This is a genomic window from Bacillus sp. BF2-3 (genome assembly GCF_008368795.1).
Lineage (GTDB): Bacteria > Bacillota > Bacilli > Bacillales > Bacillaceae_G > Bacillus_A > Bacillus_A cereus.
Map to the genome: position 1 here is coordinate 58,731 of NZ_QOSA01000031.1, position 26,406 is coordinate 85,136.

Below are 26,406 nucleotides of genomic sequence, written 5' to 3' on the forward strand. Positions count from 1 at the left end.
CCACCTAGTCTTTAACTTCTTCTGAAAAGTCCTAACACTTCTACAGTTTCTGTAATATTAACGAATGCATTCGGGTCGATTTCAGAAATTGTTAGTTTCATACTTGCTAATTCTTCACGAGAAACGACGGTCATAAGTACACGCTTTTTCTCGCTTGAATAAGCACCTTCGCCATCAAGTAACGTTATTCCACGTACAACAGTTGAAAGAAGTTGTTTTTTCATTTTTTCTGCTTCATTTGTTACAATCATAAGTGTAACTTTACGATGTTTTGTATGAACAGCATCAATTACTTTACCAGTTACATAAATTGAAAGTAAGCTTGTAAGTGCAACATCCCAGGTGAAGAAGAATCCTGCGATTATTACAACGACTGCATTTAAAATAATAAGGAATCCGCCAAGTTTAATGTCTCGCTTGCGGGATAAAAGCATACCGATAATATCAAATCCACCAGTGGATCCATTACAGTTAAAAACAAGACCAATACCAGCTCCGGCGATTACACCTCCGAAGATAGAAGATAACAATGGATCTGTTGCTACGACTTTTACTGGAACGTAGTATAATGCAACAGATAATACAACTACAGAGACAACTGTGTTAAAAATTACTTTTTTTCCAAGACCTATGTACCCTAAAATAAGGATAGGTAAGTTTAATACAAAGTTAATAATGCCTGTGTTTACAGGGGTTACAATCCCTAAAATAATAGCAATTCCGCCAATTCCACTACTTAAAATTTTGTGGGGGATAAGGAAAAGATTAAAGGCAACCGCAATAATAATAGAACCGATAATAACACCAAGGAATCTGACCATTTCTTTCCCGTCCTTCACTGAAAAATTCATATTATTTCAAGATTATATATGATATTGAAAGTTTTGGGTAAAAACAGTTTATTTAGGTAAATTAGATTAATCAAAAGAATTTGAGTATTTTATCATTTGAAAGGGGATACAGTTGTGAAGATAAAAACATATCAACAGAAAAGCCCGTTGAAGCAAGAATGTGAGGATTCTTATTTTTGTAATAAAGAAAAAAAGATTTATGGTGTATGTGACGGTGCAACACCACTTGTCCCGTTTCGTGATGAAAAGGGACATAATGGAGCATACATCGCTTCGCATTTATTTGCAAGTTATTTTACTGCATTACGAGAGAATCATAGTTTACAATTTGCAGTTGCCAAAGCAAATGAAGTATTGCAAAGCAAAATGTTAGAATATGAAGTAGACACGAGAAAAAAAGAGCATTTGTGGTGCACATGTATCGCGGCAGTCCAAATAGTTGGTGAGAAAATTGAATATGCGCAGCTTGGGGACTGTATGATTGTCGCAACTTTTCAAAATGGAACGATGCAAGTATTAACGAAAGACACAGTTGAAGGAATTAGTAAAAGAGCAAAAAAGAAGAGGGAAGAAGATCGTAAAAAAGGGTTATCTGTACCAGAAGAATATGTTTTTCAAGATGTTCGAGAACAGTTAAAATACAATCGTTATCTTGCAAATATGCCAAATGGTTATTCAGTTGCAAATGGAATGAAAGAAGCGATACATTATTTACAACATGGTGAATTACATACAGATGAAGTGAGTGGGATTTTTATTTGTTCAGACGGGTTATTTCACCCAGATTGGTCATTAGAACAAACTGTTGCATATATAAGAAAGAATAGTATAAACGAATATATAGCAATTATTGAAGAGCTAGAAGCGGAAAAGAGAATAAGGCCAGATGATAAAACGATTATTATGATTGATTTTTAAGAGGAGGCAGTTCAAATGGAAATTAAACGTGTCAATCTAACATTTCAAGATGAATTAGTTCCTTTAGAAAAAGTAAACAAACTGATTATTCACCATACAGCTGAAGATGGATGGGACGTGTATAAAACGCATGAATTTCATCAAACTGTAAGGGGGTGGAGCGGAATTGGTTACAACTATTTTATCGAAAAGGATGGAACTGTAGTGGAAGGGCGAGGTTTACATATTGGAGCGCACGCGAAAGACCATAACTGTCATACAATTGGAATATGTATGACGGGAAATTTCGATAAATACGATCCCACTCCCCCGCAAGTGAATGCATTATATTCTTTATGCAAAATGTTTATGAAGCAATTTGCTATAAAGAAAGAAAATATACTAGGTCATAGGGAGTTAGAAGGAGTTACAAAAAGCTGTCCTGGTAATCGTTTTTCTATGGTAGAGTTAAGGAAGATATTATCTTAAATATAGAGGAGTAACAACGATGATGAATATAAAAATACCAAATGATAAAAAAGAAGAGCTTGTAGCGCAAATTCAGCAATTTTTCATGGAAGAAGATCTAGATGAAATTGGGCGTTTCCAAGCAGAGCGTTTAATAGAAGAAATGATTAAATTAGTTGGACCATTTGCATACAATCAAGCAATTGGAGATGCAAGAAAGCTTGTAAGTGAGAAATTAACGAATATGGAAGAAGATTTATACGTGTTAGAGAAAAATGAAGGGAAATAAAAAAAGAGCCGATGGGCTCTTTTTTATTTTTCTTTCTTATGTTCCTTATATTCATGTACTTTTTCTTTCACATTACCAACTGTATCTTTAGCAGTGCCTTTCACCTTATCCCATTTTCCTTCAGCTTGTAATTTTTTATTGTCAGTTACTTTCCCAACAACTTCTTTTACTTCACCTTTTACCTTATCAATGGCACCTTCTACTTTTTCTTTTAAACCATGATCATGTTTAGTCATACATTTCTCCTCCTTGTAGTTTGATTAGAATTCTCTTTTCATATTGCAAGTTGAATGATGTATCTAGTAATAGCGTAACAAATCTAGTTTGAATATTCAAATGATTAATAGGATAGAAAAGGAATTGTCATAAAATGTTTAAAAATGTAACGGAAGGAGAAATAAAGTAAATTATAATATGTCTTTTGCGGTCCATATTGATTTTGTATAAGCGATTTTCATGTGAGCACGTTCCATGTTATTTTGACTGCCGCTACCGAACCTTGCTTGTCCAACTATTAAAGTACAATTGGATTCAATAGCTTTCTTAATTCGTTTTTGAATTAATGCAGTATGACAGCCTTTACGCTGAAATTCTGGCAAAGTAGCAGAAGCAGCTAATGATGCGACACCCTTATTTATATACAGGACACCAATACCAGCAGGGATATTTTGAACTTCAGCTATGAAAAAATGCCACCCTGGTTCATTGTAAAGAATTTCATTATTTTGGCGCACACTATCTTTTGTAAAGGATGGCATATTAAATCCACGTACATAAATGTCTGCAAAAATATCAAACTCATTTTCTTTTAGTTTTCGTATTGTAATATTAGAAGGAAGAAGTGATGAACCCTCTCTCGGTATACTATACAAAGCAGTATGGAAGCTAGATTGATAAAACCCTTTTTGAGATAAGTATTGAAATAATTCAGTTGTACCTTGTGCTGGGGTAATTTCAAAACGACAAGGGATTTGTAGTGATTCATAATAAGAAATGATTGCATCAATCGCATCTGCATTTGTAATACCTTTTACCGTATTAAAAGCTGGACCAGCAATTATTTTTGATGAAAAGGCAGTGGCGCTACCGAATTTTTTCATTTGCACTTGCATTGGGTTTCCGTTTATTGTTTGTAGTCTCTCTAATCTAGAAGAGAGCATATCAATTTCTGCATTTTCAATTTCTGTTGCTATATCGAGTGTCATAACAGTAGTCATAAAATTCCTCCGTTAATAAATATATTTCATAGTACATATACGATTTTTGTTTTGAGATTCCTGTTGAAATGTGAGAGAATAAGAGGTTTTTTGGAAGGGAAATGGAAGTGAGCTGTCGAAGGGAGTGGAAACAGATTAAAGGTGGTGCTCTCATGAAACAAAAAACCGTGCAGACATGCTCTAATTGTGGTTCTCAAAACATAGGAGAAGGTGAGTTTGTCGGATATGCACAAATACGGAAAAAGGAAACGATGTTCACATCTTCACCGGTGGATGCTTATATTTGTACAGATTGCGGGAATATCCTTCTATTAAAAGTACGACATTATGAAAAGTTTAAGCAGAAGCCGTTATGATCATTGAGAAATGGTCATATCCAACGTTGTATACGAAACGACTTATGTTAAGGAAAATGAATATGAGTGATAGTTTACATATATATGAGTATGCTACAGATAAAGAGATGACAACTTTTACTGTATGGGATGCTCATCGATCGTTATGTGACACATATAACTATGTAGAAGAGATTGTGGGGCAATATAATGAAGGGCAAGTAGCACCTCTTGGAATTGTATTAAAAGAGGAGAAAAAACTTATAGGTACGTGTGGATTTATAAAATATGATTTGGTCACACATACAGCAGAAATTGCATACGCCTTATCTCGAAAATATTGGGGAAGAGGATTAGCCACGGAGGCTGCATTAGCTTTTTTCTACTATGGTTTTCATGAGTTGCATCTTAATAGTATTGAAGCGGGATGTGATTCAGAAAATGAAGCATCTGAAAAATTAATGAAACGTTTGAATATGGAGTACAAATATACAATTCAGAAGGATATGTTTATTAAAGGTAAGAATCGCGATACAAAAAGATATTGTATATCTAGAGAAGGATATATGAATCAATGAAATATCTTACATTGAAAAACTCCTTTAAATGAATCAAGGAGTTTTTTTATTTTGATAACAACAAATCGGAGTTTATCTTTTTGTTCGTGTGTTAGGAGTATGGGAGATATATCGAATTTTAGTAGAAAATAAGGAATACAGTAATCGTTTTATTTTTAAACTGAAAAAGAAAGTAAGAAAAAAGGTAGATAGTTTATCGTTCTGAATTATTTCCAAAGAAATAATTCAGAAAATACAGAAAAATGTCGTAATCATTTGCGGAAGTCTGTTATAATAAACGAAAAAATGAAAACGCTTTAAAGGGGGATGTAACCAATATGATGATGAATGTACCGCTAACAATTAGTTCTATGATGGAAAGAGCAGAAAAGTTATTCTCAAAGAAAGAAATTGTTTCTCGTACACATGATACCATTACGACATTAACGTATAAGCAGCTAGGAGAAAGGACGAGAAGACTTTCTAGTGCGTTAAAAAAGCTTGGGATTAAGGAAGGCGAACGTGTAGGAACGTTAGCGTGGAATCATCATCGACATGTGGAGGCGTATTTTGCTATTCCTGGTATTGCTTCCGTTTTACACACAATTAATATTCGTTTATCTCCTCAACATATTTCATACATTATTCAGCACGCAGAAGACCGAATTCTACTTATAGATGAAGATCTCGTACCGCTTGTTGAAAATATTCAATCACAATTATCAACTGTACAAGCTTACATTATTATGACTGATAAAGATGAACTCCCAAACACTACGCTGAAGCCTGTATATCATTATGAAAAGCTATTAGAAGAAGGCGATCCCAATTTCCAATTTGTAAAAGATATTGATGAAAATACACCAGCTGGTATGTGTTATACGTCAGCGACTACAGGAAATCCGAAAGGTGTTGTATATACGCATCGTAGTACTGTACTGCATTGCATGGCACTCGGTTTAGCGGATACAGCTGCTTTATCGGAAAGTGACGCGGCGATGGCAATTGTACCGATGTTCCATGTGAATGCTTGGGGACTTCCTTTCGCTGCTACTTGGTTTGGATCAAAACAAGTTCTTCCAGGACCGATGTTTACGCCGAAAATTTTATTAGAAATGATCCAATCTGAAAAAGTGACGTTAGCTGCCGGTGTGCCGACAATTTGGCTTGGTGTATTACAAGAGTTAGAAAATAATAGTTATGATTTATCTAGTATGACGAGAATACTATGTGGTGGTGCAGCCGCACCGAAAAGTGTTATTAAAGCATTTGAACAGAAACACAATGTTCCTTTCATCCATGCATATGGTATGACCGAAACAAGCCCACTCGTAACACTTGCACGTTTAAAAAGTTATGAAACAGAATTATCGTATGAAGAGCAATTAGAAATTAGATCAAAGCAAGGGTATCTTGTCCCTGGTGTAGAGATGAAAGTAGTCGGTACAAATGGTGAAGTGAAGTGGGACGGTACGGAGATGGGAGAACTATGTTTACGAGCACCTTGGATCGCTGAAAGCTATTATAACGATGATCGTACTGTCGAAGGTTTTCGCGATGGATGGTTATATACTGGTGATGTTGTCACAGTGGATGAGGAAGGTTGCGTGAAAATTGTTGACCGTACGAAGGATGTTATTAAAAGCGGGGGAGAATGGATTTCTTCGGTCGATCTTGAAAATGCTTTAATGGCACATGATGCTATATTTGAAGCGGCTGTCGTTGCAGTTCCTCACCCTCAGTGGCAAGAGCGACCAATTGCCTGCGTTGTTCAAAAGAAAAATAGTACGGTTACAAAAGAAGAAATATATGAGTTTTTAAAACCACAGTTTGCGAAGTGGTGGTTGCCAGACGATATTGTCTTTATGGAAGAAATACCGAAAACATCTGTTGGGAAGTTTTTAAAACAGGCGCTTCGGAAAGAACTGGAGCATTTGCATAGAGAGAAATAAGTGAACTTCTATTTGTAAACTCTAATACATTAATGGTTGACAAAAGAAGAATGGAAAGATAATATGATTTTTGTGATATGTTACCTAAAATAAATTTTAAGTTTACAAATAGGAGAAGCAAATATGAATACAAAAAACTTAGTTTTTGTCGCTTTATTTAGTTCTATTATGGGAGTGTTAGGGTTAATACCTCCGATTGCTCTTTCTATTACACCAGTTCCAATTACATTGCAATCACTCGGTGTTATGCTTGCGGGTGGGTTGTTAGGATCACGTCTAGGTGCGTTAAGTCAGCTTATTTTCTTACTTATTGTAGGAGTTGGAGCACCATTGCTTGCTGGTGGACGCGGTGGCCCTGGTGTATTTGTTGGACCAAGTGCAGGATATTTACTTGGTTACATCATTGGGGCGTTTGTTATTGGTTATTTAATTGAGCGTTTACGTGAAGTTTCTATTATAAAAGTATTATGTATTAATATAATTGGTGGTATTTTCGTAGTTTATGTATTTGGTATTACTGTACAAGCGTTCTTAATGGATGTTTCTGTATGGGAGACAATGAAAGTGAGTGCTGTGTTTTTACCAGGGGATTGTATAAAAGCAATTATTGCGGCAGTTCTCGTAACAAAATTACATCGTTCATTGAAACATATTATTACGCCCGCTTTAAAGAATGGAAAATATACAAATGCGGGATGATAAAGGGAAGAAACACGTTAATTGCGTGTTTCTTTTTATTATTATTGTAAAGAAAGGACGTCTCATATGGGGATTACAAAAGAATATAAAAAGCATGCCTCTTTACAACCAAATAAAATAGCGATAAAGGAAAATGATAGAGTTTTAACATATAAAGAGTGGTTTGAATCAGTTTGTAAAGTAGCAAGCTGGTTAAATGAAAAAAAATCGAAGAATAAAACGATAGCAATCCTATTAGAAAATCATATAGAGTTTTTACAACTATTTTCTGGTGCCGCTATGGCCGGGTGGGTTTGTGTTCCGTTAGATATAAAGTGGAAACAAGATGAGCTCAGAGAAAGAATTGAAATTAGTAATCCGGATATGATTGTGACAGAACGATATAAGGTGAATGATCTATTGGATGAAGAAGGAAGAGTAATTGAAATTGATGAGTGGAAAAGAATGATAGAGAAATATCTTCCTACATATTCCACTGTAGAAAGTGTACAACATGCTCCTTTTTATATGGGATTTACATCAGGATCAACAGGAACAGCAAAAGCATTTTTACGTGCACAGCAATCGTGGGTTCATAGTTTTGATTGTAATGTACATGACTTTCATATGAAAAGGGAGGATTCAATTTTAATAGCTGGGACGCTCGTTCATTCTCTTTTCTTATACGGGGCAATAAGTGCATTATATGTAGGACAAACAGTGCACATTATGAGAAAGTTCTTTCCAAATCAAGTATTAGATAAGTTAGAAACTGAAAATATATCAGTTATGTATACAGTTCCGACAATGCTTGAATCTTTATATAAAGAAAGTAGATTAATAGAAAATAAAGTGAAAATTATTTCGTCAGGAGCGAAATGGGAAGCTGAAGCGAAAGAAAAAATAAAGAATATATTTCCTTATGCGAAAAGATATGAATTTTATGGTGCATCAGAGTTAAGTTTTGTAACAGCACTAGTCGATGCAGAAAGCGAAAGAAGGCCAAATTCAGTAGGAAAACCTTGTCATAATGTGCAAGTTCGAATATGTAATGAAGCAGGCGAAGAAGTACAAAAAGGTGAAATAGGAACTGTTTATGTGAAAAGTGATCAGTTTTTTATGGGATACATAATAGATGGGGTTTTAACACGGGAGTTGAATGCAGAAGGTTGGATGACAGTGCGAGATGTAGGCTATGAAGATGAAGAAGGCTTTATATATATTGTTGGTAGAGAGAAGAATATGATTTTATTTGGAGGAATCAATATTTATCCAGAAGAAATAGAAAGTGTATTACATGAACACCCAGCTGTTGATGAAATAGTTGTAATTGGTGTGAAAGATAGTTACTGGGGTGAAAAGCCCGTCGCGATCGTAAAAGGAAGTGCTACGAAACAACAATTAAAGAGTTTTTGCTTACAGAGATTATCCTCTTTTAAAATACCGAAAGAATGGCATTTTGTAGATGGAATACCTTATACAAATAGTGGGAAAATCGCTCGTATGGAAGCAAAAAGTATGATTGAAAACCGGGAGAAAATATATGAATAGAGCAGTCATTGTAGAGGCGAAAAGAACACCTATTGGTAAGAAGAATGGGATGTTAAAAGAGTATGAAGTTCAGCAATTAACAACGCCGCTTCTTACGTTTTTAAGTAAAGGGATTGAGAGGGAAATAGATGATGTCATATTAGGTAATGTTGTTGGGCCAGGAGGGAATGTTGCGAGACTATCTGCTTTAGAGGCGGGACTTGGCTATCATATTCCTGGTGTAACGATTGATCGGCAATGTGGTGCTGGTTTAGAAGCAATTCGAACTGCGTGTCATCTCATTCAAGGCGGGGCAGGTAAGTGTTATATCGCCGGGGGAGTAGAGAGTACAAGTACGTCACCTTTTCAAAAAAGAGCACGATTTTCACCTGAAACAATTGGTGATCCTGACATGGGAGTAGCGGCTGAATATGTTGCAGAACGTTATAACATCACGAGAGAAATGCAAGACGAGTATGCTTGCCTCAGTTACAGACGAACACTGCAAGCATTAGAAAAAGGATTTATATATGATGAAATATTGTCTTTTAATGGAGTATTAGATGAATCTATAAAGCTAGAAATGAATTATGAACGAATGATTAAAAGAACAAAACCTGCATTTTTACAAAATGGTACAGTAACGGCGGGGAATTCATGTGGTGTAAATGATGGAGCATGTGCCGTTCTTGTAATGGAAGAGGGGCAAGCCCGAAAATTAGGATACAAGCCTGTACTTCGTTTCGTTCGTAGTGCTGTAGTGGGAGTGGATCCCAAGCTTCCAGGGACTGGTCCGATATTTGCGGTGAACAAATTATTAAACGAAATGAATGTAAAAGTAGAGGACATCGATTATTTTGAAATAAATGAAGCATTCGCCTCAAAAGTTATTGCTTGCGCAAAAGAGTTACAAATTCCGTACGAAAAAGTAAATGTAAATGGTGGAGCAATTGCGCTCGGTCATCCGTACGGTGCATCTGGTGCTATGCTGGTAACACGTTTGTTTTATCAGGCTCAAAGAGAGTCTATGAAATATGGAATTGCTACATTAGGAATTGGAGGCGGGATAGGGATGGCGCTATTATTTGAGAAAATAGAAGACTAGCGAGGTAACTAGTTTTCTACTTTTTGAGGAACATAAACATTACTACCAGGCTTCGCTTTCATTTCGTTCCAAGCAGCAATCGCATCAGCTTTTGCTTTCCCTTTATTATTTGGATCTTCGAAAAAGTCACGAGTAAAGCGATTGTATTCAAATTGTGCACCGATAGTTGTTTTGTATGTAGGGTCTTTTTTTCGTTCGTTTTCTTCATGCCAAAAAGCTATCGCGTCTTCATATGTTTTTCCAACATTCTCTTTGAAAAGTTTTTGAAGAGCTACTGTAAAGCTGAAGTTTGTTCCGATTTTTTCTTTGAAAAAAGCACGAACATCTTCGCTACAGCGGTGATTGTTAGTAATAATCGTTTGAAGAGAAAGGTCTTTATAGGATAGGGAAGCTTTACTCACCTTTTGAACAGAGCTGTTTTTTAATATTTTACCAGTAGTTAAATAATGTGAGATACAATCGGTTATTTCGATCTTAGAGCCACTAGCTGGCAACCCATTCTCACGACAAAATGTTTGGAGTTCTGCTTTTAGCCAATAATAGTTTTGGAAATCTTCAATTGATATAGACTTTGTTAAAGGTGGACGCATGAATGTAACAACTACTTTCTTCCATAATTTTCTTCAATTATAAAACATATGTTCTTTTTATGGAAGGGTTAATTTGTAAATATAATGGGAAGAGGAGATTGCATATGGAAAATGTAATGCAAGTTCGTGTTACAGGAATTTTAATTGAAGATGAAAAGGTATTGCTAGTAAAGCAAAAAGTGGCTAATCAAAATTGGTCTTTACCTGGAGGAAGAGCAGAGAATGGCGAAACGTTAGAGGAAGCAATGATTCGAGAAATGAGAGAAGAGACAGGGTTAGAAGTTAACATTCAGAAGCTACTCTATGTTTGTGATAAACCAGATGCTCGCCCGTCTTTATTACATATAACGTTTTTGCTTAAAAGGATTGAAGGTGAAATTATGCTACCTTCTAACGAGTTTGATCATAATCCAATTCATGATGTGCAAATGGTGCCGATTAAAGATTTAAGTCATTATGGTTTTTCGGAAACTTTTATCAATCTTATAAGTGAAGGTTTTGTAAATGCAGGGAGTTATCAAGGTTTGAAACAAAATATAGGTCTGTAAATATAGGGGAAGGATAGCCGTTCGCTATCCTTCATAACATGTTTTAAACTGCTGACTGTAAAGAAGAAACAAGCTGATTTAAAAATTCATCTCCGCTCATAATTGCTTTCCCGCCACCGCGAGCACTCTTCTTATTTCCGCCACCTTTTCCTTCGATTGTAGGAAGAGCGTCTTTTAAAAGAGCATTCATATCGAGTGATACTGATTTTCCGCAAGCGAGAATACATTGTAGTTTGTCATCATTTTCGATGACGAAATACGTAATTGCATGCTCTTGTTGTTCTGTAATAATAGCGGAAAGCTTTGCGATTTCTTGCATAGAACGATTTGTAAATACTTTAGAAATAAGTATGCCGGCATGTATTTCCGTAGGGTGTTGAAGTAGTTCATTTGCCTCTGCAAATAATAATTTTTCATTCATTGTTTGTATTGCTTTTTCGTTTTCTTTTTGAGAAGTAAGCAGTTGCGCCACTTTTGTTGGAATATCAGTTTCGCTACTGTTTAATTGTTTGGAAACATTCTTCATAATTTGTTGTTGCTGCCCTATTAATTTAAGTGTGCGCCAGCCAGCGATAAACGTTAGTCGTATGCCACCTTTATTGCGTTCCCAGCTAAGAACTTGAATAGGACCTACTTCACCAGTACGTTTCGGGTGTGTTCCGCCACAGCCGTTATAATCAAAGTTTTCGATCATAACAACGCGTATATTTTCTGTCATAGTCGGTTCTTTACGAAGGGGCAACGTTTTCGCTTCTTCTAAGTTCATCCACTGGATGCGGATTGGATGGTTTTGAAAAACAATTTTGTTTGCAATTTGTATTGCTTTTTCAACCGTTTCTGCATGAAGATTTTCTGTTTCTAAATCAATTGTTACTGTTTCTTTACCAAGATGGAATCCAATTGTAGGCATGTTAAAATGGTCCCAAAAGGCAGCAGATAAAATGTGCTGAGCCGCATGTTGCTGCATATGATCAAAACGGCGCTCCCAATTGATTTTACCTTCTATGTCTTCTGTATGTAATTGTTCTGCAATGTAATGACGAATTTCTCCGTTTATCTCTTCTACATTGATTACATTGATATCATTTAATGTACCAGTATCATATGGTTGTCCGCCACCTGTCGGATAAAATGCTGTTTCATTCAAAACAACGTATAAGTTACCGTCTTTATCATAATCTTGCTTTATAATTTTAGTAGTAAAGTCTTGCTTATAAGCGTCAGTGTAATATAATTTGTGCTCCAATTTTCTTTCTCCTCTCGCATTAACTAGTTTCATTGTAAAGCAATTGAAATTAGTTTCCTAATATTTCAGAAGAAAGAAACTATTTTTAGAATTTTCTTGCTATAATAAGAAAAAGAAAATGCGGGGGTGGAATGAATATGTTATATGAAAACGGCGTAGATAAACTGCTTAGTTTAAGTAGAAATATTTCCGAATTATATCGAGAATTAAACGAAATGACCCGGATTTTAACGGATTGTAATCGAGAAAGTGTGAAGTTTGATCGATTATATGTAAAAGAGTTACTTTGGAAGAAAGAAGATGTAATAGAGAAATATGACCAGCTACTTGTACAACTTTGTATTAACGAATGCTTTGATCTAAAAAGTGTCATTACAGGGGAATATAAGTATACATATGAAGAAGTAGAAAACATAGTTTTACAATTTAATGAAAAGTATAATGTCGCAATCTTAATTAAAGATGTGTGTAAAGAATTACAGTTCACATATGGAATTGATATGGACATAACGAGAACAACTCGGGTATCAACAGCTCAAGTATAGAAAAAGGAAAAGAAAGCAGATCCTTTGCTTTCTTTTTTTGTGAAAATAGAGAGAGTAGGTTTAACGATGAAGGGGAAGTTACAGCATATTCATCCGCTTGGAATGAGTATTATTTTAGGGACATTGTTTGCTAGGTTTGCAACTTCAATGAGTATCCCTTTTTTAGCGATTTATTTAACGACTGTTAAAGGTGTATCAGCTGGAATGACTGGTGCTATTATCGGAACGAGTGCACTTGTTGGTGTTTTTGCTAGTTTTATCGGAGGGAATTTATCAGATCGATTTGGCCGGAAAACGATTATGCTCTGGTCCATGATCGTTTGGATTTTTGTGTTTATAGGTTTTTCACTTGCGGATCATGTTTTAAGTTTCTTTTTATTAAACGCTTTAAATGGATTATGTAGGTCGTTTTTTGAGCCAACATCAAGAGCATTATTATCAGATTTAACAAAGCCTGAGTATCGGTTACTTGTCTATAACTTACGATACGGTGCAATAAATGTTGGAGTTGCTATTGGACCAATTGTTGGATTACAGATTGGAAGTGCAAAATCAACAATTCCTTTTTTAGTAGCAGCTGGGGTATATATTCTATATACAGCTATATTAGCGTTCCAATTTAAGAAGTATCCAATGGAAAAAAAGAAAGTGAGTACAGAAAAACCTGTTACAATGTTAAATGCAATGCGTATATTGCGAAAAGATATAGTATTTTTAGTTGCTTTAGTCGGTATTATTTTGAGTAATTGCGGTTTTTCACATTTAACGACGACAGTATCTCAATATTTTGCAAATGCACATATATTTGAGGATGGAGTGAAGCTATTCTCATATATGCTCGCTTTAAATGCAATTGTTGTAGTGATTATCCAATACCCTGTTATTCAAATGTGCAAAAAATACACACCATTAGCATCCATTATGGTTGGAACTTTATTTGTGAGCGGAGGATTGTTTGGATTTGGAGTAGTAGAATCTATGCTAGGTGCTGCCGTCTGTACAATTATTTTTACAATTGGAGAAGTCTTAATGTTTTCAATGACGGATGTATTTATTGATGATATTGCTGTTGCGCATCTAAAAGGAACATACTTCGGTGCGATGGGTTTCTCGGGAATTGGAGCAGTAATAGGTCCGTGGTTTGGAGGAGTACTTCTCGATTACTACGGGTACCAAAATGGGTTTGCAATATTTTCAGCACTAGCTATATTTTCAACTGTGGCATTTCCTGTGCTTTTAGTTACAAAAGGTTTATCGAAAAAAAGATATGATAGAAATTCTAATATAGAAATGCATGCGAAATAACATAAGCCCCAGTAACCAACTGGGGCTTAGTGTGTATTATATTAACTCTTAATTTGAAAAAAGAACTTTCTTTTCATGCTTATCAGCAACTTCATTTTTGGAAATATGAATGGCTAAATATCCATTTTCTAAGCAGGCTAGCATCTTCTTATAAATAATATTATCGGGTAAAGGAATGATCCGCTGTAAAGAAATATTATTATGAAGTATGCAAATGGTTAGGCCTGTCTTCATCTTTTTAATGACTACATTTTGTTCAGTTACATTTGGTACATCTGTTTCCAAAATGTATTCTTGTTCCGTTTCGCAAAGGTCAATATGAATTTGATTTGGGAAACTAAAGTTACTACAAGAGTCAGAACAAAATTGATCCATCCATTCTTCGAAACCATCAACATGAAAAAGACAATCCTTCTTTTTCTTGCCCATGTAAGACACCCTCCGTAAAATCTCAATTCATACTATGTTATGCATGAATGAAGTAGGGGTGAAGAATAAATGGAAAAATATAAACATTGTATGTGGAAAAGATAGCTAGTGTGCACTTTTTGTTTTACATATCATGATGCGCATGATGTTTTTGGCGTGAATGGTTACGGTTTTTTACTTTATGAGATCCGCTTAATGGTTCAGGTTGTCCTTTTTTTTCTTTCGCTTCACGATTGTTTTTTTCCATTGTATGTGACACCTCCTCTTCCTCTTTAGAATGAGAGAAGTTTGCAAATTTATACGAGAATGTTTTTAGAAAAAAAGGTAAAGATAAATGGGACTAACTATTATGGAAAGGGGATTATATAATGCCATATCATAAAGATAAACAACAAGCGTTCCAAGCAGCTCAGCAAGGTGTTACACAAGCAGAAAATGCATTTAACAACATTGTAAAAAATGATCCAAACTACGGTCATGATTTAAAAGAATTACGCCAAGAGGTTCAGGAAGCGTATGAACAAATTCAAAATGCACTAGAAGTAGCTTCAGAAACACAACGCCCACAACTTGAGCAATACGAAAATAACCTTCAAAATATTATGCAGCATGTAGATCAATTAGAAAAGTAAATGAGGTTGTTGTGTATTCGACAACCTCATTACTTTAACGAATATTATGCTAAAACAGAAAATTTTTCTACTCGTTTTTTCTTTATTATGCGCAGTACATATATTTCAAGTTGAAAAAGTGGAAGCGAAAATGTTGCTCAGAAAAGAGCTAGAACCAACTGGCTATGTAACATGGGAAGTACCTAATAATGAAAAGATTATTGCTATTACATTTGATGATGGACCGGATCCAACTTATACACCACAAATTTTAAATTTATTACGTCAATATAAAGCAGAAGCGACATTTTTTATGATTGGATTTCGGGTTCAGCGTAATCCATATTTAGTGAAACAAGTGTTAAAAGAGGGACATGAAATTGGAAATCATACGATGAATCATTTGTATGCGAGTAATTCATCAGATGAAAAATTAGAAAATGATATTTTAGATGGAAAGAAATTTTTCGAAAAATGGGTGAAAGAACCTTTGCTATTCCGTCCACCGGGTGGATATATTAACGATGCTGTATTTAAAACAGCGAAAGAAGCTGGTTATCAAACTGTTCTATGGTCGTGGCATCAAGATCCACGTGATTGGGCAAATCCAGGGGTTGAATCCATTGTAAATCATGTAGTGAAAAATGCAAAAAGTGGTGATATTGTATTGTTACATGATGGGGGAAATAATCGTAGTCAAACAGTAGCAGCGCTAGCAAAAATTTTACCTGAACTGAAAAAGCAGGGCTATCGATTTGTAACGGTTTCGGAATTACTACGTTATAAACATTAGAAAAAATCCCAAAAGGTGAATGCTCCTTTTGGGATTTTTCGTTACTGGTTCTTTTTGCGTTTCTTATTATTTTGTCGTTCTGCAGCAGTTAAGTTTTCATTTGCAAACTCTTCGTTATAACCAGCACCTTGTCCTTGTGCAGATGCCGCATTCATTCCTGAAATAGTATGATTTGCTTTTCTTTTACCCATTTTATTTCACCTCTATAACTTTTTTTGTAAGTTGCATGATGAGCAGTTCATAGTATGTATGAACTGTAAAGAAAGCGCTAATAGAGCACTTTACTTTATGGTAATAGTATTCATAAGGAACATGAACACTATTCAAATTTAGAAACATAAAGAAAACTTATGATAATCTATAAGTTTCTTATTATTTACTTATTTAGAAAGTTGTAATAAGATATTATCGTAAGGTATTGAAAAGTTTGTCTACATTTTATATTCAGACAACTTAGTCACGTTTAACAGGGGGGAAACATAATGGTCAAACATAATCCATTTCAATCACGCGCAACTTTTGACGTAGATGGAAAAACGTATCATTATTATGATTTGAAAGCGCTTGAAAACGCAGGGGTTGGCAACGTATCTCAATTACCATATTCCGTGAAAGTTTTACTTGAATCAGTACTTCGTCAAGTAGACGGACGTGTAATCACAGAAGAGCATGTTACAAATTTAGCGAAATGGGGAACGAAAGATGTGCAAGATATCGATGTTCCATTTAAACCATCTCGTGTAATTTTACAAGATTTCACTGGTGTTCCAGCTGTTGTTGATTTGGCTTCGCTTCGTAAAGCAATGGCAGACATGGGTGGGGATCCTGATAAAATTAATCCGGAAATTACTGTAGACCTTGTAATCGATCACTCTGTACAGGTTGATAGAGCGGGTACGGCAGACGCGCTTGCATTCAACATGGACTTAGAGTTTAAACGTAATGAAGAACGTTATAAATTTTTAAGCTGGGCACAAAAATCATTTGATAACTACCGCGCAGTTCCACCAGCTACAGGTATTGTACACCAAGTAAACCTTGAATATTTAGCACCAGTTGTTCACGCGGTGAAAAATGCTGAAGGTGACTTAGTTGCATACCCAGATTCATTAGTTGGAACAGACTCACATACAACAATGATTAACGGTATCGGCGTTCTTGGTTGGGGCGTTGGTGGTATTGAAGCAGAAGCAGGAATGCTTGGACAGCCTTCATACTTCCCAGTACCTGAAGTAATCGGTGTAAAATTAACTGGTACACTTCCAAGTGGTACTACAGCAACTGACGTTGCATTAAAAGTAACACAAGTATTACGTCAAAAAGGTGTAGTTGGTAAATTCGTTGAGTTCTTCGGTAATGGACTAAAGAGCATGCCTTTAGCTGACCGTGCAACAATTTCAAATATGGCACCAGAATACGGCGCAACTTGTGGATTCTTCCCAATCGATGATATTTCATTAGAATACTTACGTTTAACAGGTAGAGATGAAGAACAAATTCGCGTTGTTGAAGAATACTGTAAAGCGAACGGTTTATTCTATACAGCAGACAGTAAAGATCCAATCTATACTGATCTTGTTGAAATTGATTTAAATACAATTGAATCTAACCTTTCTGGACCGAAACGCCCACAAGATTTAATTCCACTTTCAGATATGAAAGATGCGTTCCACAAAGCTGTTGTAGCACCAGTTGGAACACAAGGACTTGGATTTAATGAGCAAGAGTTCGATAAAGAAGTGAAGGTTACATTAGAAGATAAAGAAGTAACGATGAAAACAGGTGCAATTGCAATCGCAGCAATTACAAGCTGTACAAATACATCAAACCCATACGTATTAATTGGAGCAGGTCTAGTTGCGAAGAAAGCAATTGAAAAAGGACTTGTAGTACCTGAGTATGTAAAAACATCATTAGCACCAGGATCTAAAGTTGTTACAGAGTACTTAGATAAGTCTGGTTTAACAACATATTTAGATCAATTAGGTTTCCAAACAGTTGGTTACGGCTGTACGACTTGTATCGGTAACTCTGGTCCATTAGCGCCAGAATTAGAAGAAGCAATCGCAGCAAACGACTTACTAGTAACATCTGTTTTATCTGGTAACCGTAACTTTGAAGGTCGTATTCATCCACTTGTAAAAGCAAACTACTTAGCATCACCACCACTTGTTGTGGCATATGCACTTGCAGGTACTGTTGATATTGACCTGAAAAATGATGAAATCGGTAAAGATGCAAATGGCAATGCTGTTTACTTCAACGATATTTGGCCATCAGCTAAAGAAATTGAAGATGTAGTTCAAAGCGTTGTTACATCTGAACTGTTCAAGAAAGAATATGCACAAGTATTTAACAGCAATGAGCGCTGGAATGAAATCCAAACTTCAAACGAAGCTTTATATACTTGGGATAATGATTCAACATATATTCAAAACCCACCATTCTTTGAAGGTTTATCTAAAGAGCCAGGTGAAGTTGAAACATTATCAGGCCTACGCGTAGTTGGTAAATTTGGTGACTCTGTAACGACAGACCACATTTCACCAGCAGGTTCAATCGGTAAGCATACACCAGCTGGACGCTACTTATTAGAAAACGGCGTACAACCAGTTGACTTTAACTCTTACGGTTCTCGTCGTGGTAACCATGAAGTTATGATGCGTGGTACATTCGCGAACATCCGTATTAAAAACCAAATCGCACCAGGAACAGAAGGCGGATATACAACATATTGGCCAACTGGTGAAGTAACATCTATCTATAATGCTGCTATGAAATATAAGGAAGATGGAACAGGTCTTCTAGTTGTTGCTGGTAAAGATTACGGTATGGGAAGTTCTCGTGACTGGGCTGCGAAAGGTACTAACTTATTAGGTATTAAAGCAGTAATCGCAGAAAGCTTCGAACGTATTCACCGCAGTAACTTAGTGTTAATGGGTGTACTACCACTTCAATTTAAAGATGGCGAAAGTGCTGAAACGTTAGGTCTTGTTGGTAACGAGTCATTTGAAATTCAAATCGACAAAACAGTTAGACCGCGCGATCTTGTAAAAGTAGTTGCAACTGATGCAGATGGCAACGAAAAACAATTTGAAGTAGTAGCTCGTTTCGATAGTGAAGTTGAAATTGATTACTACCGTCACGGTGGTATTCTGCAAATGGTTCTTCGTGAGAAAATTGAAGAATCAAAAGTGTCGAACTAAATAATTGAAATGAACAATAAGGAAGCTAACAATAGTTAGCTTCCTTATTTTATGGAAAGGGATGAAACCATTTGGTTTCATCCCTTTCTTTTTACTATAAAAATGGAGGAAACGTCATGACAGAGTATAAAAGAATATTGTTGCCGTTACGACAAGAGAAAATATTAGTAATAGCAGCTGTATGTAGTGGGATAATTGCTGCCATTTTAAATTTATCACGCCCAATTTTCATGGGATTAATTGTAGACAATCTTATTCAAAGAGAGCTAAAAGGTGCGTATTTATATATAGCTTTGTTTGCGGGTAGTCGCTTTTTAATGTGGGCGAACAATCTTTTATTTGATTATATAAGTTCAAAAGCGAGTCAACGTATATTACAAACGAAACGTATAGAATTATTGCGTCACTATTTCTCATTACCGTTTGAAGAGAGTGAGAAGATTAAGCAAGGAGAGTTAGAAACTTTGGTCGTGTCTGATATTCCGAACTGGGTCAGGTTATATGGCTCTATATTAATAGAATATATACATGCCATTGCGCAATTTATAGGTGCGTTCATAGCACTACAACATATAGATGTACAGTTCATATTGTGGATAACTCCGTTTTTATTTTTAAGTGCAACGGTTCCGATGTTGTTTGGGGAAAAGGTAAGAAATATCGCAAGCGTTGCTCAAAAAAATCACTCAAGTGTTGTAGAGATGGTGTCACAGTTTGTAAAGGGAATACAAGATTTGCGGAGTTTACAAAAAGAAAAATGGGCAATTCGCTTATTTAAAAGAGTAACGGCACAATCGTATAAATCGGAAGTAAAGAAGACGATGATGCAACATTGTATTGGAGTAGTTGGAACGGTGATTGAAACAGGAGCATATATCCTTGTTCTCATTATAGGTGCACAAAAAATAATGAGGGGAGAAATAGAAGTTGGTTCACTCATTGCAGTGTTAGCGACAATTGAGATGCTCTTTTTCCCTGTCCGTTATGTAGGCGATTTATTAATAATGACACAAGTTGCAGTCGCTTCGGCAAATAGAAATTTTTGCTTTTTAAATAAACGAGCAGCAGATAACAATGTAGAAAGAGCGATGGGTATCAGGATAACAAATGTTTCATTTCAGGAGAATGACGAAGAGAAATGCAGAATTCATAATATTGATTTGCAAATTCGTCCTGGTGAACTCGTTATTATTGTGGGAGAAAGCGGTGCAGGAAAAACAACGCTTTTAAAGTTAATAACGGGCTTGTATAAACCATCTAACGGTAGTGTTGTTTATTATGGTCAAAAGGCTCGAATGACTACAGTGTGGCAAGAACCACGTTTTTTCCGAACGACGGTAACAGAGAATATGTATTTCGGGGAAGAGTGTTTAGAAAATCAGTTAGAAAAAAATAGTGAACTTATAAATGTAACGCCGATTATTAGAGGGTTACCTGAAGGGAGTCAAACTGTGCTACATAAAAGCGGTGAAGAGCTTTCAGGAGGCGAAAGAAAACGTCTCGCATTATTGCGAGCGATTGTATCAAATCCAACTCTTATTATTTTAGATGAACCGACGGCTGGGTTAGATCCAGGCAATCAAGAACTGGTTTGGAATATGATTGAAGGGATAGGAAGAGATGTAACGAGAATTGTGGCAACACATGATGTAGAGAGAGCGATGATAGCAGATTGTGTTGTTGTCATAAAGAATGGGACTATTGTGGAATGTGGGAATCCTAGAGAATTATTAAATTGCAACTCATTGTACAAAGAGTTGCAAACAAAAAGATAAGAGATATGTAATGCCCTTATCTTTATTCCGCTATTTGCCGGGCAGCCCGATTGGTGAGGGCTGATTAAAGTTTCACTTTATTCGTTCTCATTAAGTTGATAAGTATAAGAATTCGGATCACTAGAATTAACTTCTTTGACGAGAGTAAGTTGATTTGTATCTGGATTATATTTGAAAATCTTAATTGTATGTTCGCTACTTAGTAATGGATTATATTCTTGAATAGCGAATGTATTTTCCGCAATTTGTGTCATATTACTGGTGGGAACATTTTCTATGGAATCATGATTTGTAGAAATTTCAACGACTTTTTCACTGTTGAAAAATAAAAGAACGATTACTAAAATAACTAAGCATATTCGTATATAGCGTAGCTCTTTGGTGATAGGGTGTTCTCCCAAAATAATCATCCTTTCTATAACTATTCTATAGTAGTAATGGTAGTCATCGTGAAAAAAGTAATAATGCCGAGGCCTGCCCAAAGGATAAATGAGATTAATGCGATATAGAGACAAATACGTCCAACTTGTTTTTTTTCAGGATCTTTACTAAATAGTGAGATAATCCATGTGATAATTCCGATTGGGGAAAATATAAAACTAAGAATATATAGAAGTATTTTTTCAAATAAATTCATGAGAGCTCCTTTCATTGTAAAATATTATATTTATTTCTAATTATATGATGGAAAGGTAAATATTTCATCATAGTTATAAAAATTCTGATTATTTAGAATGTGAATATTTCCAAGCTTGTCCGTATAAGCTAAAATAAGGTATATAGTATTTTGATGAATGTGTTAAAAGAAGATAATACGTTAGGGTGATATAAAATGTGGCGGAAGCTTACGATTATTGTAGTGTTACTTTGTTTAGCGGGATATGCAGCTTATGAACAGTTTGGTAATAAAGAGCAGGCGGTAAAAGTGAAGCAAGAAAAAAGTGAAGCTGCGATGAAAGAGATTATCGCAAGGAATGGTATTGAAATAGGGAAGAGTGCGCCAGACTTCGAATTAACGAAGTTAGATGGAACGAATGTAAAGCTATCAGATTTAAAAGGAAAGAAAGTGATTTTAAACTTTTGGGCAACGTGGTGTGGACCTTGCCAACAAGAAATGCCTGATATGGAGGCTTTCTATAAAGAACATAAAGAGAACGTAGAAATTTTAGCGGTCAATTATACGCCTTCAGAAAAAGGTGGGGGGGAAGAGAAGGTAAGCAATTTTATTAAAGAAAAAGGAATTACTTTTCCTGTTTTATTGGACAAGAACATTGATGTGACAACAGCGTATAAAGTAATTACGATTCCAACTTCGTATTTTATAGATACAAAAGGTGTCATTCAAGATAAGTTTATTGGGCCGATGACACAAAAAGAGATGGAGAAAAGAGTTGCTAAATTAAAATAATGGTGAAAAGGTAGAGGTGGAGAGTTCCCATTTCTGCCTTTTCTTTTTCAAGTAGTAATCACTTCATGATATGATGTAAGAAATATAACCGTTTAGAGATAAAGGAGTGTATGGAGTGGGGAATGTATCCTTACCGTTAGATTATGTTGTAATTGATTTTGAAACAACAGGATTTAACCCTTATAATGATAAAATTATTCAAGTTGCAGCAGTGAAATATCGTAATCATGAATTAGTAGATCAATTTGTTTCATACGTGAATCCAGAGCGGCCAATTCCGGACCGAATAACGAGTTTAACAGGTATTACTAATTATCGCGTTTCAGATGCTCTGACGATTGAAGAAGTGTTACCTTTATTTTTAGCATTTTTACATACAAATGTTATTGTGGCCCATAATGCTTCTTTTGATATGCGCTTTTTGAAAAGTAATGTAAATATGCTTGGGTTGCCTGAACCTAAAAATAAAGTAATTGATACTGTATTTTTAGCGAAGAAATACATGAAGCATGCGCCTAATCATAAACTTGAAACGTTAAAACGAATGCTTGGAATTCGTTTAAGCTCTCATAATGCATTTGACGATTGCATTACGTGTGCTGCTGTTTATCAAAAGTGTGCAGCTATTGAAGAAGAAGGGAAACGAAAAGTAAATAAGGCTATGCTTGATGAAACTGCGGTATATGAAGCGGTGAAAGAAATACTTGCATGTAATAAACGGAATGTAGAATGGCTACGTTGTATGAACGTAGGAAGTTATTTAGATATAAAAGCTTTTTATCCAGTTATGAGAGTAAAGGTAAAAGGGCGAAAGAAATATGTATTAACAGAGATATTAGAAGAAGATGTGAAAGAAATATGTACAAGCTTAAAATGTGAACCAGCGTTAAAAAGTGAAGTTGGTAATACGAGAATTATGCTTAATAGCTTAGAGGATGTTATGAGATTAGAAAGTTATATTTTAGAACAGTATGATTTTGTATTACAGGCGCTTCATGATTATAAAGAAAATGAAATGAATGCAGATGAAAAGTTGAAAGAGTATTTAAATATTATGGTATGAAAAACTCCGTGTGCAATATATTGTACACGGAGTTTTTTTAGGAGTACTAAAACATAAAATTTTCTTGCAAATCTGATTAAAGAGTTTTTTGTTTGCTCATACTATGTAATAAGAAAGCGAAGGAGAGAGGGTGAACAACATGAGAAGAAGTCGCCGTAAATCGTTTGAAGAACTTGTAAATGAAAATAAACAACAATTATTAAGCGATCGTGAGGCAATTGATCGCATTGAAGAGCGCATTGAAAAACGTTATGAAATGAAACTTTTTAAGCAAGCTGAATAATTCTTAACACTAGTACGATACTAGTGTTAAGGAGGCGATAGTAATGGGTAATCCGAAAAAAAATTCAAAAGACTTTGCACCGAATCATATTGGAACACAATCAAAAAAAGCTGGTGGAAATAAAGGAAAGCAAATGCAAGATCAAACAGGTAAACAACCGATTGTTGATAATGGTTAAAGAAAAGGAGAATATTACATTCTCCTTTTTTATGTATAAATTTGAGGAAAGATAGGTAATTTAAGATGGTGTGTATATACAATATTAGGAGGGAAGTACATGCCAAATCCAGATAATCGAAGTGACAACGCTGAAAAGTTACAAGAAATGGTGCAAAATACAGTTGATAACTTTAATGAAGCAAAAGAAACAGCGGAACTTTCTAATGAAAAAGATCGTGCTGCTATTGAAGCAAAAAATCAAAGACGTTTAGAAAGTATTGACTCATTAAAAAGTGAAATCAAAGATGAATCTTAACAAAATATACAAAAAGGGCTGACTTTTGTCAGCCCTTTTTCGTAATCGTAAAGTTTTCAACAAGTAAACGCCAATTTTGTGGGAATGGTAAACCGATTTTCCAGTAACTAATACCACCTATACCTTGTTCTTTCATTAAATTGAATTTACTTTGAACAGACCGTGAATCTTCAAACCAAACTTCGTGTTGCACGCCGTTTTCATCAAAATAATTAAAATGAGGAGCTTGGGCTGTGAAATCATAACGAATAGGGACATTATATTTACGAGCTAGTGTAACAGCTGCGACAGAGCTAATTGCTTTTGCGGGTGGATTTCCTTGTTTAAATGGAAGCTTCCAATCAAACCCGTATAAATTTTGCCCCATCATAATTTTTTGGGGAGGCATTTGAGATTTTGCATATTGAAGTACTTCTTTCACCGGACCGATAGGAGAAATCGCCATCGGTGGCCCGCCCTGCCATCCCCAGTCATATGTCATAATGACGACGAAATCAACAATTTGCCCTTGCGCTTTATAATCGTGAGCTTCGAAAAATTTTCCCTTTTGATTTGAACTTGTTTTCGGTACGAGAGTTGTGCTCAATGTGTACCCGCTAGGTAAGCGTGTTTTTACATTTCGTAAAAAGCGATTATACGCCTCGCGGTCTTCAGGTGCTACACTCTCGAAATCGAAATGAATGTCTCGCATGCCATATTTTTGAGCTGTTTGCAAAATGTTAGTAATAAATTTGTTTTGAATCGTTGCGTCGCGTAAAATAACCGATGTTAGATCGGCACTGAAATTACCATTTTCAATATTTGTAATAACGAGCATAGGGATTGTTTTACCCTGCGTTGCAATATTAGCGATTTTAGCTGTTTCAGTAGGTTCTTTTAATGTGCCATCTCTTTTTGCCTCAAAACTAAAATAAGCTAAGTATGTTAAAAATGGATTGATGGCACGTGTAGCATTAACTAAACTCTCTTTAATCGGTATAGTGGAAGGCTGTAAATAAGCGATGGATTCTACAGCTCGTTTTGTCCCTTTTGGTACGTATAATTGTTGTCCGACATGGAGAATAGATTTTAAAGATAAATTATTAACTTTAGCTAAACTAGCGAGGGGGACATTATATGTTTGAGAGATTCGATATAGGCTGTCACCAGGCTGTACATAATAATTATTCCCTTTCGTATTAACGATAAGTGCCTGACCAACAACGAGCGTTTCAGCTGGATTTAATCCATTGTCTTTTACTATTTCGTCAGGTGTTGATCCATATTTTGATGCCAAGCTATATACGCTATCACCACTACGAACCGTTACAATTTGAATCATATGCTTGCTCCTTTCGGGAAAAGATTCACTATTTTTATTTTATTTTTGATGTCACTGTATTATGATTAAATGTATGCAAGGTAGCAGAAGTGAAAGAAGGCGAATACATATGTTTGTAGCAGAACATGAAGTTGAAATCCGTTATGCGGAAACAGATCAAATGGGTGTTGTTTACCATTCAAACTACTTAGTGTGGCTTGAGTTAGGTCGCACGAAACTTATACAAGATTTAGGTTTTTCATATGTTGAAATGGAGAAAGAAGGAATTATTTCTCCTGTGTTAGATTTACAAATTTCATACCGTAAAGCGATGCGTTACGGAGAAAAAGCAAGCGTAAAAACATGGGTAGATACTGTGAGCCCACTTCGCGTTGTATATGGATATGAAATATATAATGGTGATGGTGAACTGTGTATTACTGCAAGCACAACGAATATTTGTGCGAAAAAAGAAGGGTTCCGCCCTGTATCATTTAAAAAGTTATATCCTGAGTGGTATGCGAAATATGAGGAAATTAAGAAAAAATAAAAAAGCGTGGCAGAAGCCACGTTTTTTTATTTTTCATAATTAAATTGTGGGAAGTCGTCACCTTCGTTAAGTGTAACAGATAAATTATGTCCATCGAAGAACCATTCATCATCGCCTTCAATAAAGAAATTAATACCTTCTTCTTGAATTTGAACAGCAGGATGTGCAGGATCATCTTTACGAATACCTAAAGAAAGTCCTTTTTGCACAGTACTGCAACCACCGTATTGTACGAAAAAGCGTAGTGTTTCATTTGATTGTAAGTTTAATTCAGTTTTATACCATTGTGCTGCTTCTTTTGTTACGGAAAGATTCATGTATAGTTCCTCCAAATTATGTTGCTTTTTCTTTAGTATAAAAAATAACGCAAAAAGACGCTATTAATATGCTTCACGTTTTC

34 protein-coding genes and 1 pseudogene are annotated in these 26,406 nt (G+C 35.4%); 23 read left to right on the forward strand and 12 right to left on the reverse strand.

The window, feature by feature from the left end:
- Positions 1 to 11: 11 nt before the first annotated feature.
- The gene (locus tag DN401_RS21975; protein WP_000251344.1) at positions 12 to 821 is read right to left on the reverse strand and encodes a YitT family protein; all 810 of its coding nucleotides are present in this window, start codon (positions 819 to 821) and stop codon (positions 12 to 14) included.
- A gap of 126 nt (positions 822 to 947) precedes the next feature.
- On the opposite strand from DN401_RS21975, the gene DN401_RS21980 reads away from it, so the two are divergent.
- From DN401_RS21980 to DN401_RS21990, 3 genes are read left to right on the forward strand one after another with little or no spacing between them, the layout of a single operon-like run.
- Positions 948 to 1,769 (forward strand): protein phosphatase 2C domain-containing protein, encoded by an 822-nt coding sequence (locus tag DN401_RS21980; protein ID WP_002026192.1) that lies wholly within the window; start codon positions 948 to 950, stop codon positions 1,767 to 1,769.
- 15 nt (positions 1,770 to 1,784) lie between these two features.
- On the forward strand, positions 1,785 to 2,237 hold the full coding sequence (locus DN401_RS21985) for a peptidoglycan recognition protein family protein (RefSeq protein ID WP_149287930.1): 453 nt from the start codon (positions 1,785 to 1,787) through the stop codon (positions 2,235 to 2,237).
- A 19-nt stretch (positions 2,238 to 2,256) separates the two neighbouring features.
- Positions 2,257 to 2,505 carry a DUF2164 domain-containing protein gene (locus DN401_RS21990; protein ID WP_000981066.1) on the forward strand — a complete coding sequence of 83 codons (249 nt, stop codon included), beginning with the start codon at positions 2,257 to 2,259 and terminating at the stop codon, positions 2,503 to 2,505.
- Positions 2,506 to 2,528: 23 nt separating this feature from the next.
- On the opposite strand, the gene DN401_RS21995 is transcribed toward DN401_RS21990, so the two are convergent.
- Positions 2,529 to 2,741: a CsbD family protein gene (locus DN401_RS21995; RefSeq protein ID WP_000160410.1), complete on the reverse strand. Its 213-nt coding sequence runs from the start codon at positions 2,739 to 2,741 to the stop codon at positions 2,529 to 2,531.
- A gap of 171 nt (positions 2,742 to 2,912) precedes the next feature.
- A complete protein-coding gene (locus DN401_RS22000; RefSeq protein ID WP_100655023.1) occupies positions 2,913 to 3,722 on the reverse strand; it encodes a GNAT family N-acetyltransferase in 810 nt (269 codons plus the stop codon).
- Positions 3,723 to 3,874: 152 nt separating this feature from the next.
- On the opposite strand from DN401_RS22000, the gene DN401_RS22005 reads away from it, so the two are divergent.
- From DN401_RS22005 to DN401_RS22035, 7 genes and pseudogenes are all read left to right on the forward strand, one after another.
- Positions 3,875 to 4,078: a hypothetical protein gene (locus tag DN401_RS22005; RefSeq protein ID WP_000810948.1), complete on the forward strand. Its 204-nt coding sequence runs from the start codon at positions 3,875 to 3,877 to the stop codon at positions 4,076 to 4,078.
- Complete coding sequence (locus DN401_RS22010; protein ID WP_000582845.1) at positions 4,075 to 4,635, forward strand: GNAT family N-acetyltransferase; 561 nt, start codon at positions 4,075 to 4,077, stop codon at positions 4,633 to 4,635. Before DN401_RS22005 ends, DN401_RS22010 begins: the two co-directional genes overlap by 4 nt.
- Positions 4,636 to 4,699: 64 nt before the next feature.
- Positions 4,700 to 4,840 (forward strand): annotated as a pseudogene (locus DN401_RS22015) (helix-turn-helix domain-containing protein); the annotation flags it as partial.
- 112 nt (positions 4,841 to 4,952) lie between these two features.
- A complete protein-coding gene (locus DN401_RS22020; RefSeq protein WP_000980172.1) occupies positions 4,953 to 6,566 on the forward strand; it encodes a long-chain fatty acid--CoA ligase in 1,614 nt (537 codons plus the stop codon).
- Between the two features lie 123 nt (positions 6,567 to 6,689).
- On the forward strand, positions 6,690 to 7,265 hold the full coding sequence (locus tag DN401_RS22025) for a biotin transporter BioY (RefSeq protein WP_100655024.1): 576 nt from the start codon (positions 6,690 to 6,692) through the stop codon (positions 7,263 to 7,265).
- Positions 7,266 to 7,331: 66 nt separating this feature from the next.
- On the forward strand, positions 7,332 to 8,795 hold the full coding sequence (locus tag DN401_RS22030) for an acyl-CoA synthetase (protein ID WP_000513152.1): 1,464 nt from the start codon (positions 7,332 to 7,334) through the stop codon (positions 8,793 to 8,795).
- Positions 8,788 to 9,879, forward strand: a complete 1,092-nt coding sequence (locus DN401_RS22035) for an acetyl-CoA C-acyltransferase (protein ID WP_149287931.1) — start codon at positions 8,788 to 8,790, stop codon at positions 9,877 to 9,879. The genes DN401_RS22030 and DN401_RS22035 overlap by 8 nt, the downstream gene beginning before the upstream one ends.
- Before the next feature lie 8 nt (positions 9,880 to 9,887).
- Here the strand turns inward: DN401_RS22035 and DN401_RS22040 are convergent, their stop codons facing one another.
- A complete protein-coding gene (locus DN401_RS22040; protein WP_149287932.1) occupies positions 9,888 to 10,469 on the reverse strand; it encodes a DUF6434 domain-containing protein in 582 nt (193 codons plus the stop codon).
- A 104-nt stretch (positions 10,470 to 10,573) separates the two neighbouring features.
- Between DN401_RS22040 and DN401_RS22045 the strand changes: the two genes are divergently transcribed.
- Positions 10,574 to 11,017 (forward strand): NUDIX hydrolase, encoded by a 444-nt coding sequence (locus tag DN401_RS22045; RefSeq protein WP_100655026.1) that lies wholly within the window; start codon positions 10,574 to 10,576, stop codon positions 11,015 to 11,017.
- A 43-nt stretch (positions 11,018 to 11,060) separates the two neighbouring features.
- On the opposite strand, the gene DN401_RS22050 is transcribed toward DN401_RS22045, so the two are convergent.
- Positions 11,061 to 12,263, reverse strand: coding sequence for an alanyl-tRNA editing protein (locus DN401_RS22050; RefSeq protein ID WP_149287933.1), 1,203 nt, complete (start codon positions 12,261 to 12,263; stop codon positions 11,061 to 11,063).
- Positions 12,264 to 12,400: 137 nt separating this feature from the next.
- On the opposite strand from DN401_RS22050, the gene DN401_RS22055 reads away from it, so the two are divergent.
- Positions 12,401 to 12,808, forward strand: a complete 408-nt coding sequence (locus DN401_RS22055; RefSeq protein WP_000965149.1) for a hypothetical protein — start codon at positions 12,401 to 12,403, stop codon at positions 12,806 to 12,808.
- Between the two features lie 66 nt (positions 12,809 to 12,874).
- Entirely contained in the window at positions 12,875 to 14,113 is a 1,239-nt protein-coding gene (locus tag DN401_RS22060; RefSeq protein WP_000676811.1) for an MDR family MFS transporter, read from the forward strand.
- Between the two features lie 48 nt (positions 14,114 to 14,161).
- Here the strand turns inward: DN401_RS22060 and DN401_RS22065 are convergent, their stop codons facing one another.
- Together DN401_RS22065 and DN401_RS22070 are read right to left on the reverse strand one after the other, a co-directional pair.
- Positions 14,162 to 14,542 (reverse strand): Hsp20/alpha crystallin family protein, encoded by a 381-nt coding sequence (locus DN401_RS22065; protein WP_000516748.1) that lies wholly within the window; start codon positions 14,540 to 14,542, stop codon positions 14,162 to 14,164.
- 124 nt (positions 14,543 to 14,666) lie between these two features.
- A complete protein-coding gene (locus DN401_RS22070) occupies positions 14,667 to 14,789 on the reverse strand; it encodes a small acid-soluble spore protein P (RefSeq protein WP_000414448.1) in 123 nt (40 codons plus the stop codon).
- Between the two features lie 121 nt (positions 14,790 to 14,910).
- On the opposite strand from DN401_RS22070, the gene DN401_RS22075 reads away from it, so the two are divergent.
- Together DN401_RS22075 and pdaB are read left to right on the forward strand one after the other, a co-directional pair.
- Entirely contained in the window at positions 14,911 to 15,174 is a 264-nt protein-coding gene (locus tag DN401_RS22075; RefSeq protein WP_001146294.1) for a hypothetical protein, read from the forward strand.
- A 46-nt stretch (positions 15,175 to 15,220) separates the two neighbouring features.
- Positions 15,221 to 15,946: a polysaccharide deacetylase family sporulation protein PdaB gene (gene pdaB, locus DN401_RS22080; protein WP_002041622.1), complete on the forward strand. Its 726-nt coding sequence runs from the start codon at positions 15,221 to 15,223 to the stop codon at positions 15,944 to 15,946.
- A gap of 41 nt (positions 15,947 to 15,987) precedes the next feature.
- Here the strand turns inward: pdaB and sspO are convergent, their stop codons facing one another.
- The gene (sspO, locus tag DN401_RS22085; RefSeq protein WP_000518051.1) at positions 15,988 to 16,137 is read right to left on the reverse strand and encodes an acid-soluble spore protein SspO; all 150 of its coding nucleotides are present in this window, start codon (positions 16,135 to 16,137) and stop codon (positions 15,988 to 15,990) included.
- Between the two features lie 291 nt (positions 16,138 to 16,428).
- Here sspO and acnA point away from each other — a divergent pair, with 291 nt between their 5' ends.
- Together acnA and DN401_RS22095 are read left to right on the forward strand one after the other, a co-directional pair.
- Positions 16,429 to 19,152 carry an aconitate hydratase AcnA gene (gene acnA / locus DN401_RS22090; protein ID WP_149287934.1) on the forward strand — a complete coding sequence of 908 codons (2,724 nt, stop codon included), beginning with the start codon at positions 16,429 to 16,431 and terminating at the stop codon, positions 19,150 to 19,152.
- A gap of 116 nt (positions 19,153 to 19,268) precedes the next feature.
- Positions 19,269 to 20,927: an ABC transporter ATP-binding protein gene (locus DN401_RS22095; RefSeq protein WP_144572823.1), complete on the forward strand. Its 1,659-nt coding sequence runs from the start codon at positions 19,269 to 19,271 to the stop codon at positions 20,925 to 20,927.
- 77 nt (positions 20,928 to 21,004) lie between these two features.
- Here the strand turns inward: DN401_RS22095 and DN401_RS22100 are convergent, their stop codons facing one another.
- Both DN401_RS22100 and DN401_RS22105 read right to left on the reverse strand, forming a co-directional pair.
- Positions 21,005 to 21,337 carry a YmzC family protein gene (locus tag DN401_RS22100; RefSeq protein WP_074555548.1) on the reverse strand — a complete coding sequence of 111 codons (333 nt, stop codon included), beginning with the start codon at positions 21,335 to 21,337 and terminating at the stop codon, positions 21,005 to 21,007.
- 11 nt (positions 21,338 to 21,348) lie between these two features.
- Positions 21,349 to 21,564, reverse strand: a complete 216-nt coding sequence (locus DN401_RS22105; protein ID WP_001047912.1) for a hypothetical protein — start codon at positions 21,562 to 21,564, stop codon at positions 21,349 to 21,351.
- Positions 21,565 to 21,759: 195 nt separating this feature from the next.
- Here DN401_RS22105 and DN401_RS22110 point away from each other — a divergent pair, with 195 nt between their 5' ends.
- From DN401_RS22110 to tlp, 5 genes are all read left to right on the forward strand, one after another.
- Complete coding sequence (locus DN401_RS22110; RefSeq protein ID WP_000269085.1) at positions 21,760 to 22,335, forward strand: redoxin domain-containing protein; 576 nt, start codon at positions 21,760 to 21,762, stop codon at positions 22,333 to 22,335.
- A 115-nt stretch (positions 22,336 to 22,450) separates the two neighbouring features.
- On the forward strand, positions 22,451 to 23,398 hold the full coding sequence (locus DN401_RS22115; protein WP_149287935.1) for a 3'-5' exonuclease: 948 nt from the start codon (positions 22,451 to 22,453) through the stop codon (positions 23,396 to 23,398).
- A 139-nt stretch (positions 23,399 to 23,537) separates the two neighbouring features.
- A complete protein-coding gene (locus tag DN401_RS22120; protein ID WP_001254703.1) occupies positions 23,538 to 23,681 on the forward strand; it encodes an FbpB family small basic protein in 144 nt (47 codons plus the stop codon).
- 43 nt (positions 23,682 to 23,724) lie between these two features.
- Entirely contained in the window at positions 23,725 to 23,859 is a 135-nt protein-coding gene (gene sspN, locus DN401_RS22125) for an acid-soluble spore protein SspN (protein ID WP_000527987.1), read from the forward strand.
- Positions 23,860 to 23,958: 99 nt separating this feature from the next.
- Positions 23,959 to 24,156 (forward strand): small acid-soluble spore protein Tlp, encoded by a 198-nt coding sequence (gene tlp / locus DN401_RS22130; RefSeq protein ID WP_001133511.1) that lies wholly within the window; start codon positions 23,959 to 23,961, stop codon positions 24,154 to 24,156.
- Positions 24,157 to 24,184: 28 nt separating this feature from the next.
- On the opposite strand, the gene DN401_RS22135 is transcribed toward tlp, so the two are convergent.
- Positions 24,185 to 25,477: a glycoside hydrolase family 18 protein gene (locus tag DN401_RS22135; RefSeq protein WP_000614859.1), complete on the reverse strand. Its 1,293-nt coding sequence runs from the start codon at positions 25,475 to 25,477 to the stop codon at positions 24,185 to 24,187.
- A 109-nt stretch (positions 25,478 to 25,586) separates the two neighbouring features.
- On the opposite strand from DN401_RS22135, the gene DN401_RS22140 reads away from it, so the two are divergent.
- Positions 25,587 to 26,006, forward strand: a complete 420-nt coding sequence (locus DN401_RS22140) for an acyl-CoA thioesterase (RefSeq protein WP_000495817.1) — start codon at positions 25,587 to 25,589, stop codon at positions 26,004 to 26,006.
- Between the two features lie 26 nt (positions 26,007 to 26,032).
- On the opposite strand, the gene DN401_RS22145 is transcribed toward DN401_RS22140, so the two are convergent.
- Complete coding sequence (locus tag DN401_RS22145) at positions 26,033 to 26,323, reverse strand: HesB/YadR/YfhF family protein (protein WP_001054455.1); 291 nt, start codon at positions 26,321 to 26,323, stop codon at positions 26,033 to 26,035.
- Positions 26,324 to 26,406: the final 83 nt, after the last annotated feature.

What these genes read in the sequence shown, in the direction of transcription:
- DN401_RS22110 (WP_000269085.1), top strand. Translation starts at nt 21,760, where the DNA reads ATGTGGCGGAAGCTTACGATTATTGTAGTGTTACTTTGTTTAGCGGGA.
- sspO (WP_000518051.1), bottom strand. Translation starts at nt 16,137, where the DNA reads ATGGGTAAAAGAAAAGCAAATCATACTATTTCAGGAATGAATGCGGCA.
- DN401_RS22060 (WP_000676811.1), top strand. Translation starts at nt 12,875, where the DNA reads ATGAAGGGGAAGTTACAGCATATTCATCCGCTTGGAATGAGTATTATT.
- sspN (WP_000527987.1), top strand. Translation starts at nt 23,725, where the DNA reads ATGGGTAATCCGAAAAAAAATTCAAAAGACTTTGCACCGAATCATATT.
- DN401_RS22105 (WP_001047912.1), bottom strand. Translation starts at nt 21,564, where the DNA reads ATGAATTTATTTGAAAAAATACTTCTATATATTCTTAGTTTTATATTT.
- DN401_RS22140 (WP_000495817.1), top strand. Translation starts at nt 25,587, where the DNA reads ATGTTTGTAGCAGAACATGAAGTTGAAATCCGTTATGCGGAAACAGAT.
- DN401_RS22010 (WP_000582845.1), top strand. Translation starts at nt 4,075, where the DNA reads ATGATCATTGAGAAATGGTCATATCCAACGTTGTATACGAAACGACTT.
- DN401_RS22030 (WP_000513152.1), top strand. Translation starts at nt 7,332, where the DNA reads ATGGGGATTACAAAAGAATATAAAAAGCATGCCTCTTTACAACCAAAT.
- pdaB (WP_002041622.1), top strand. Translation starts at nt 15,221, where the DNA reads ATGCTAAAACAGAAAATTTTTCTACTCGTTTTTTCTTTATTATGCGCA.
- DN401_RS22020 (WP_000980172.1), top strand. Translation starts at nt 4,953, where the DNA reads ATGATGATGAATGTACCGCTAACAATTAGTTCTATGATGGAAAGAGCA.
- DN401_RS21995 (WP_000160410.1), bottom strand. Translation starts at nt 2,741, where the DNA reads ATGACTAAACATGATCATGGTTTAAAAGAAAAAGTAGAAGGTGCCATT.
- DN401_RS22000 (WP_100655023.1), bottom strand. Translation starts at nt 3,722, where the DNA reads ATGACTACTGTTATGACACTCGATATAGCAACAGAAATTGAAAATGCA.
- DN401_RS22040 (WP_149287932.1), bottom strand. Translation starts at nt 10,469, where the DNA reads ATGCGTCCACCTTTAACAAAGTCTATATCAATTGAAGATTTCCAAAAC.
- DN401_RS21975 (WP_000251344.1), bottom strand. Translation starts at nt 821, where the DNA reads ATGGTCAGATTCCTTGGTGTTATTATCGGTTCTATTATTATTGCGGTT.
- DN401_RS21990 (WP_000981066.1), top strand. Translation starts at nt 2,257, where the DNA reads ATGATGAATATAAAAATACCAAATGATAAAAAAGAAGAGCTTGTAGCG.
- DN401_RS22135 (WP_000614859.1), bottom strand. Translation starts at nt 25,477, where the DNA reads ATGATTCAAATTGTAACGGTTCGTAGTGGTGATAGCGTATATAGCTTG.
- DN401_RS22025 (WP_100655024.1), top strand. Translation starts at nt 6,690, where the DNA reads ATGAATACAAAAAACTTAGTTTTTGTCGCTTTATTTAGTTCTATTATG.
- DN401_RS22035 (WP_149287931.1), top strand. Translation starts at nt 8,788, where the DNA reads ATGAATAGAGCAGTCATTGTAGAGGCGAAAAGAACACCTATTGGTAAG.
- DN401_RS22005 (WP_000810948.1), top strand. Translation starts at nt 3,875, where the DNA reads ATGAAACAAAAAACCGTGCAGACATGCTCTAATTGTGGTTCTCAAAAC.
- DN401_RS22045 (WP_100655026.1), top strand. Translation starts at nt 10,574, where the DNA reads ATGGAAAATGTAATGCAAGTTCGTGTTACAGGAATTTTAATTGAAGAT.
- DN401_RS22070 (WP_000414448.1), bottom strand. Translation starts at nt 14,789, where the DNA reads ATGGAAAAAAACAATCGTGAAGCGAAAGAAAAAAAAGGACAACCTGAA.
- DN401_RS22055 (WP_000965149.1), top strand. Translation starts at nt 12,401, where the DNA reads ATGTTATATGAAAACGGCGTAGATAAACTGCTTAGTTTAAGTAGAAAT.
- DN401_RS22145 (WP_001054455.1), bottom strand. Translation starts at nt 26,323, where the DNA reads ATGAATCTTTCCGTAACAAAAGAAGCAGCACAATGGTATAAAACTGAA.
- DN401_RS22120 (WP_001254703.1), top strand. Translation starts at nt 23,538, where the DNA reads ATGAGAAGAAGTCGCCGTAAATCGTTTGAAGAACTTGTAAATGAAAAT.
- acnA (WP_149287934.1), top strand. Translation starts at nt 16,429, where the DNA reads ATGGTCAAACATAATCCATTTCAATCACGCGCAACTTTTGACGTAGAT.
- DN401_RS22075 (WP_001146294.1), top strand. Translation starts at nt 14,911, where the DNA reads ATGCCATATCATAAAGATAAACAACAAGCGTTCCAAGCAGCTCAGCAA.
- DN401_RS22100 (WP_074555548.1), bottom strand. Translation starts at nt 21,337, where the DNA reads ATGATTATTTTGGGAGAACACCCTATCACCAAAGAGCTACGCTATATA.
- tlp (WP_001133511.1), top strand. Translation starts at nt 23,959, where the DNA reads ATGCCAAATCCAGATAATCGAAGTGACAACGCTGAAAAGTTACAAGAA.
- DN401_RS22065 (WP_000516748.1), bottom strand. Translation starts at nt 14,542, where the DNA reads ATGGGCAAGAAAAAGAAGGATTGTCTTTTTCATGTTGATGGTTTCGAA.
- DN401_RS22095 (WP_144572823.1), top strand. Translation starts at nt 19,269, where the DNA reads ATGACAGAGTATAAAAGAATATTGTTGCCGTTACGACAAGAGAAAATA.
- DN401_RS21985 (WP_149287930.1), top strand. Translation starts at nt 1,785, where the DNA reads ATGGAAATTAAACGTGTCAATCTAACATTTCAAGATGAATTAGTTCCT.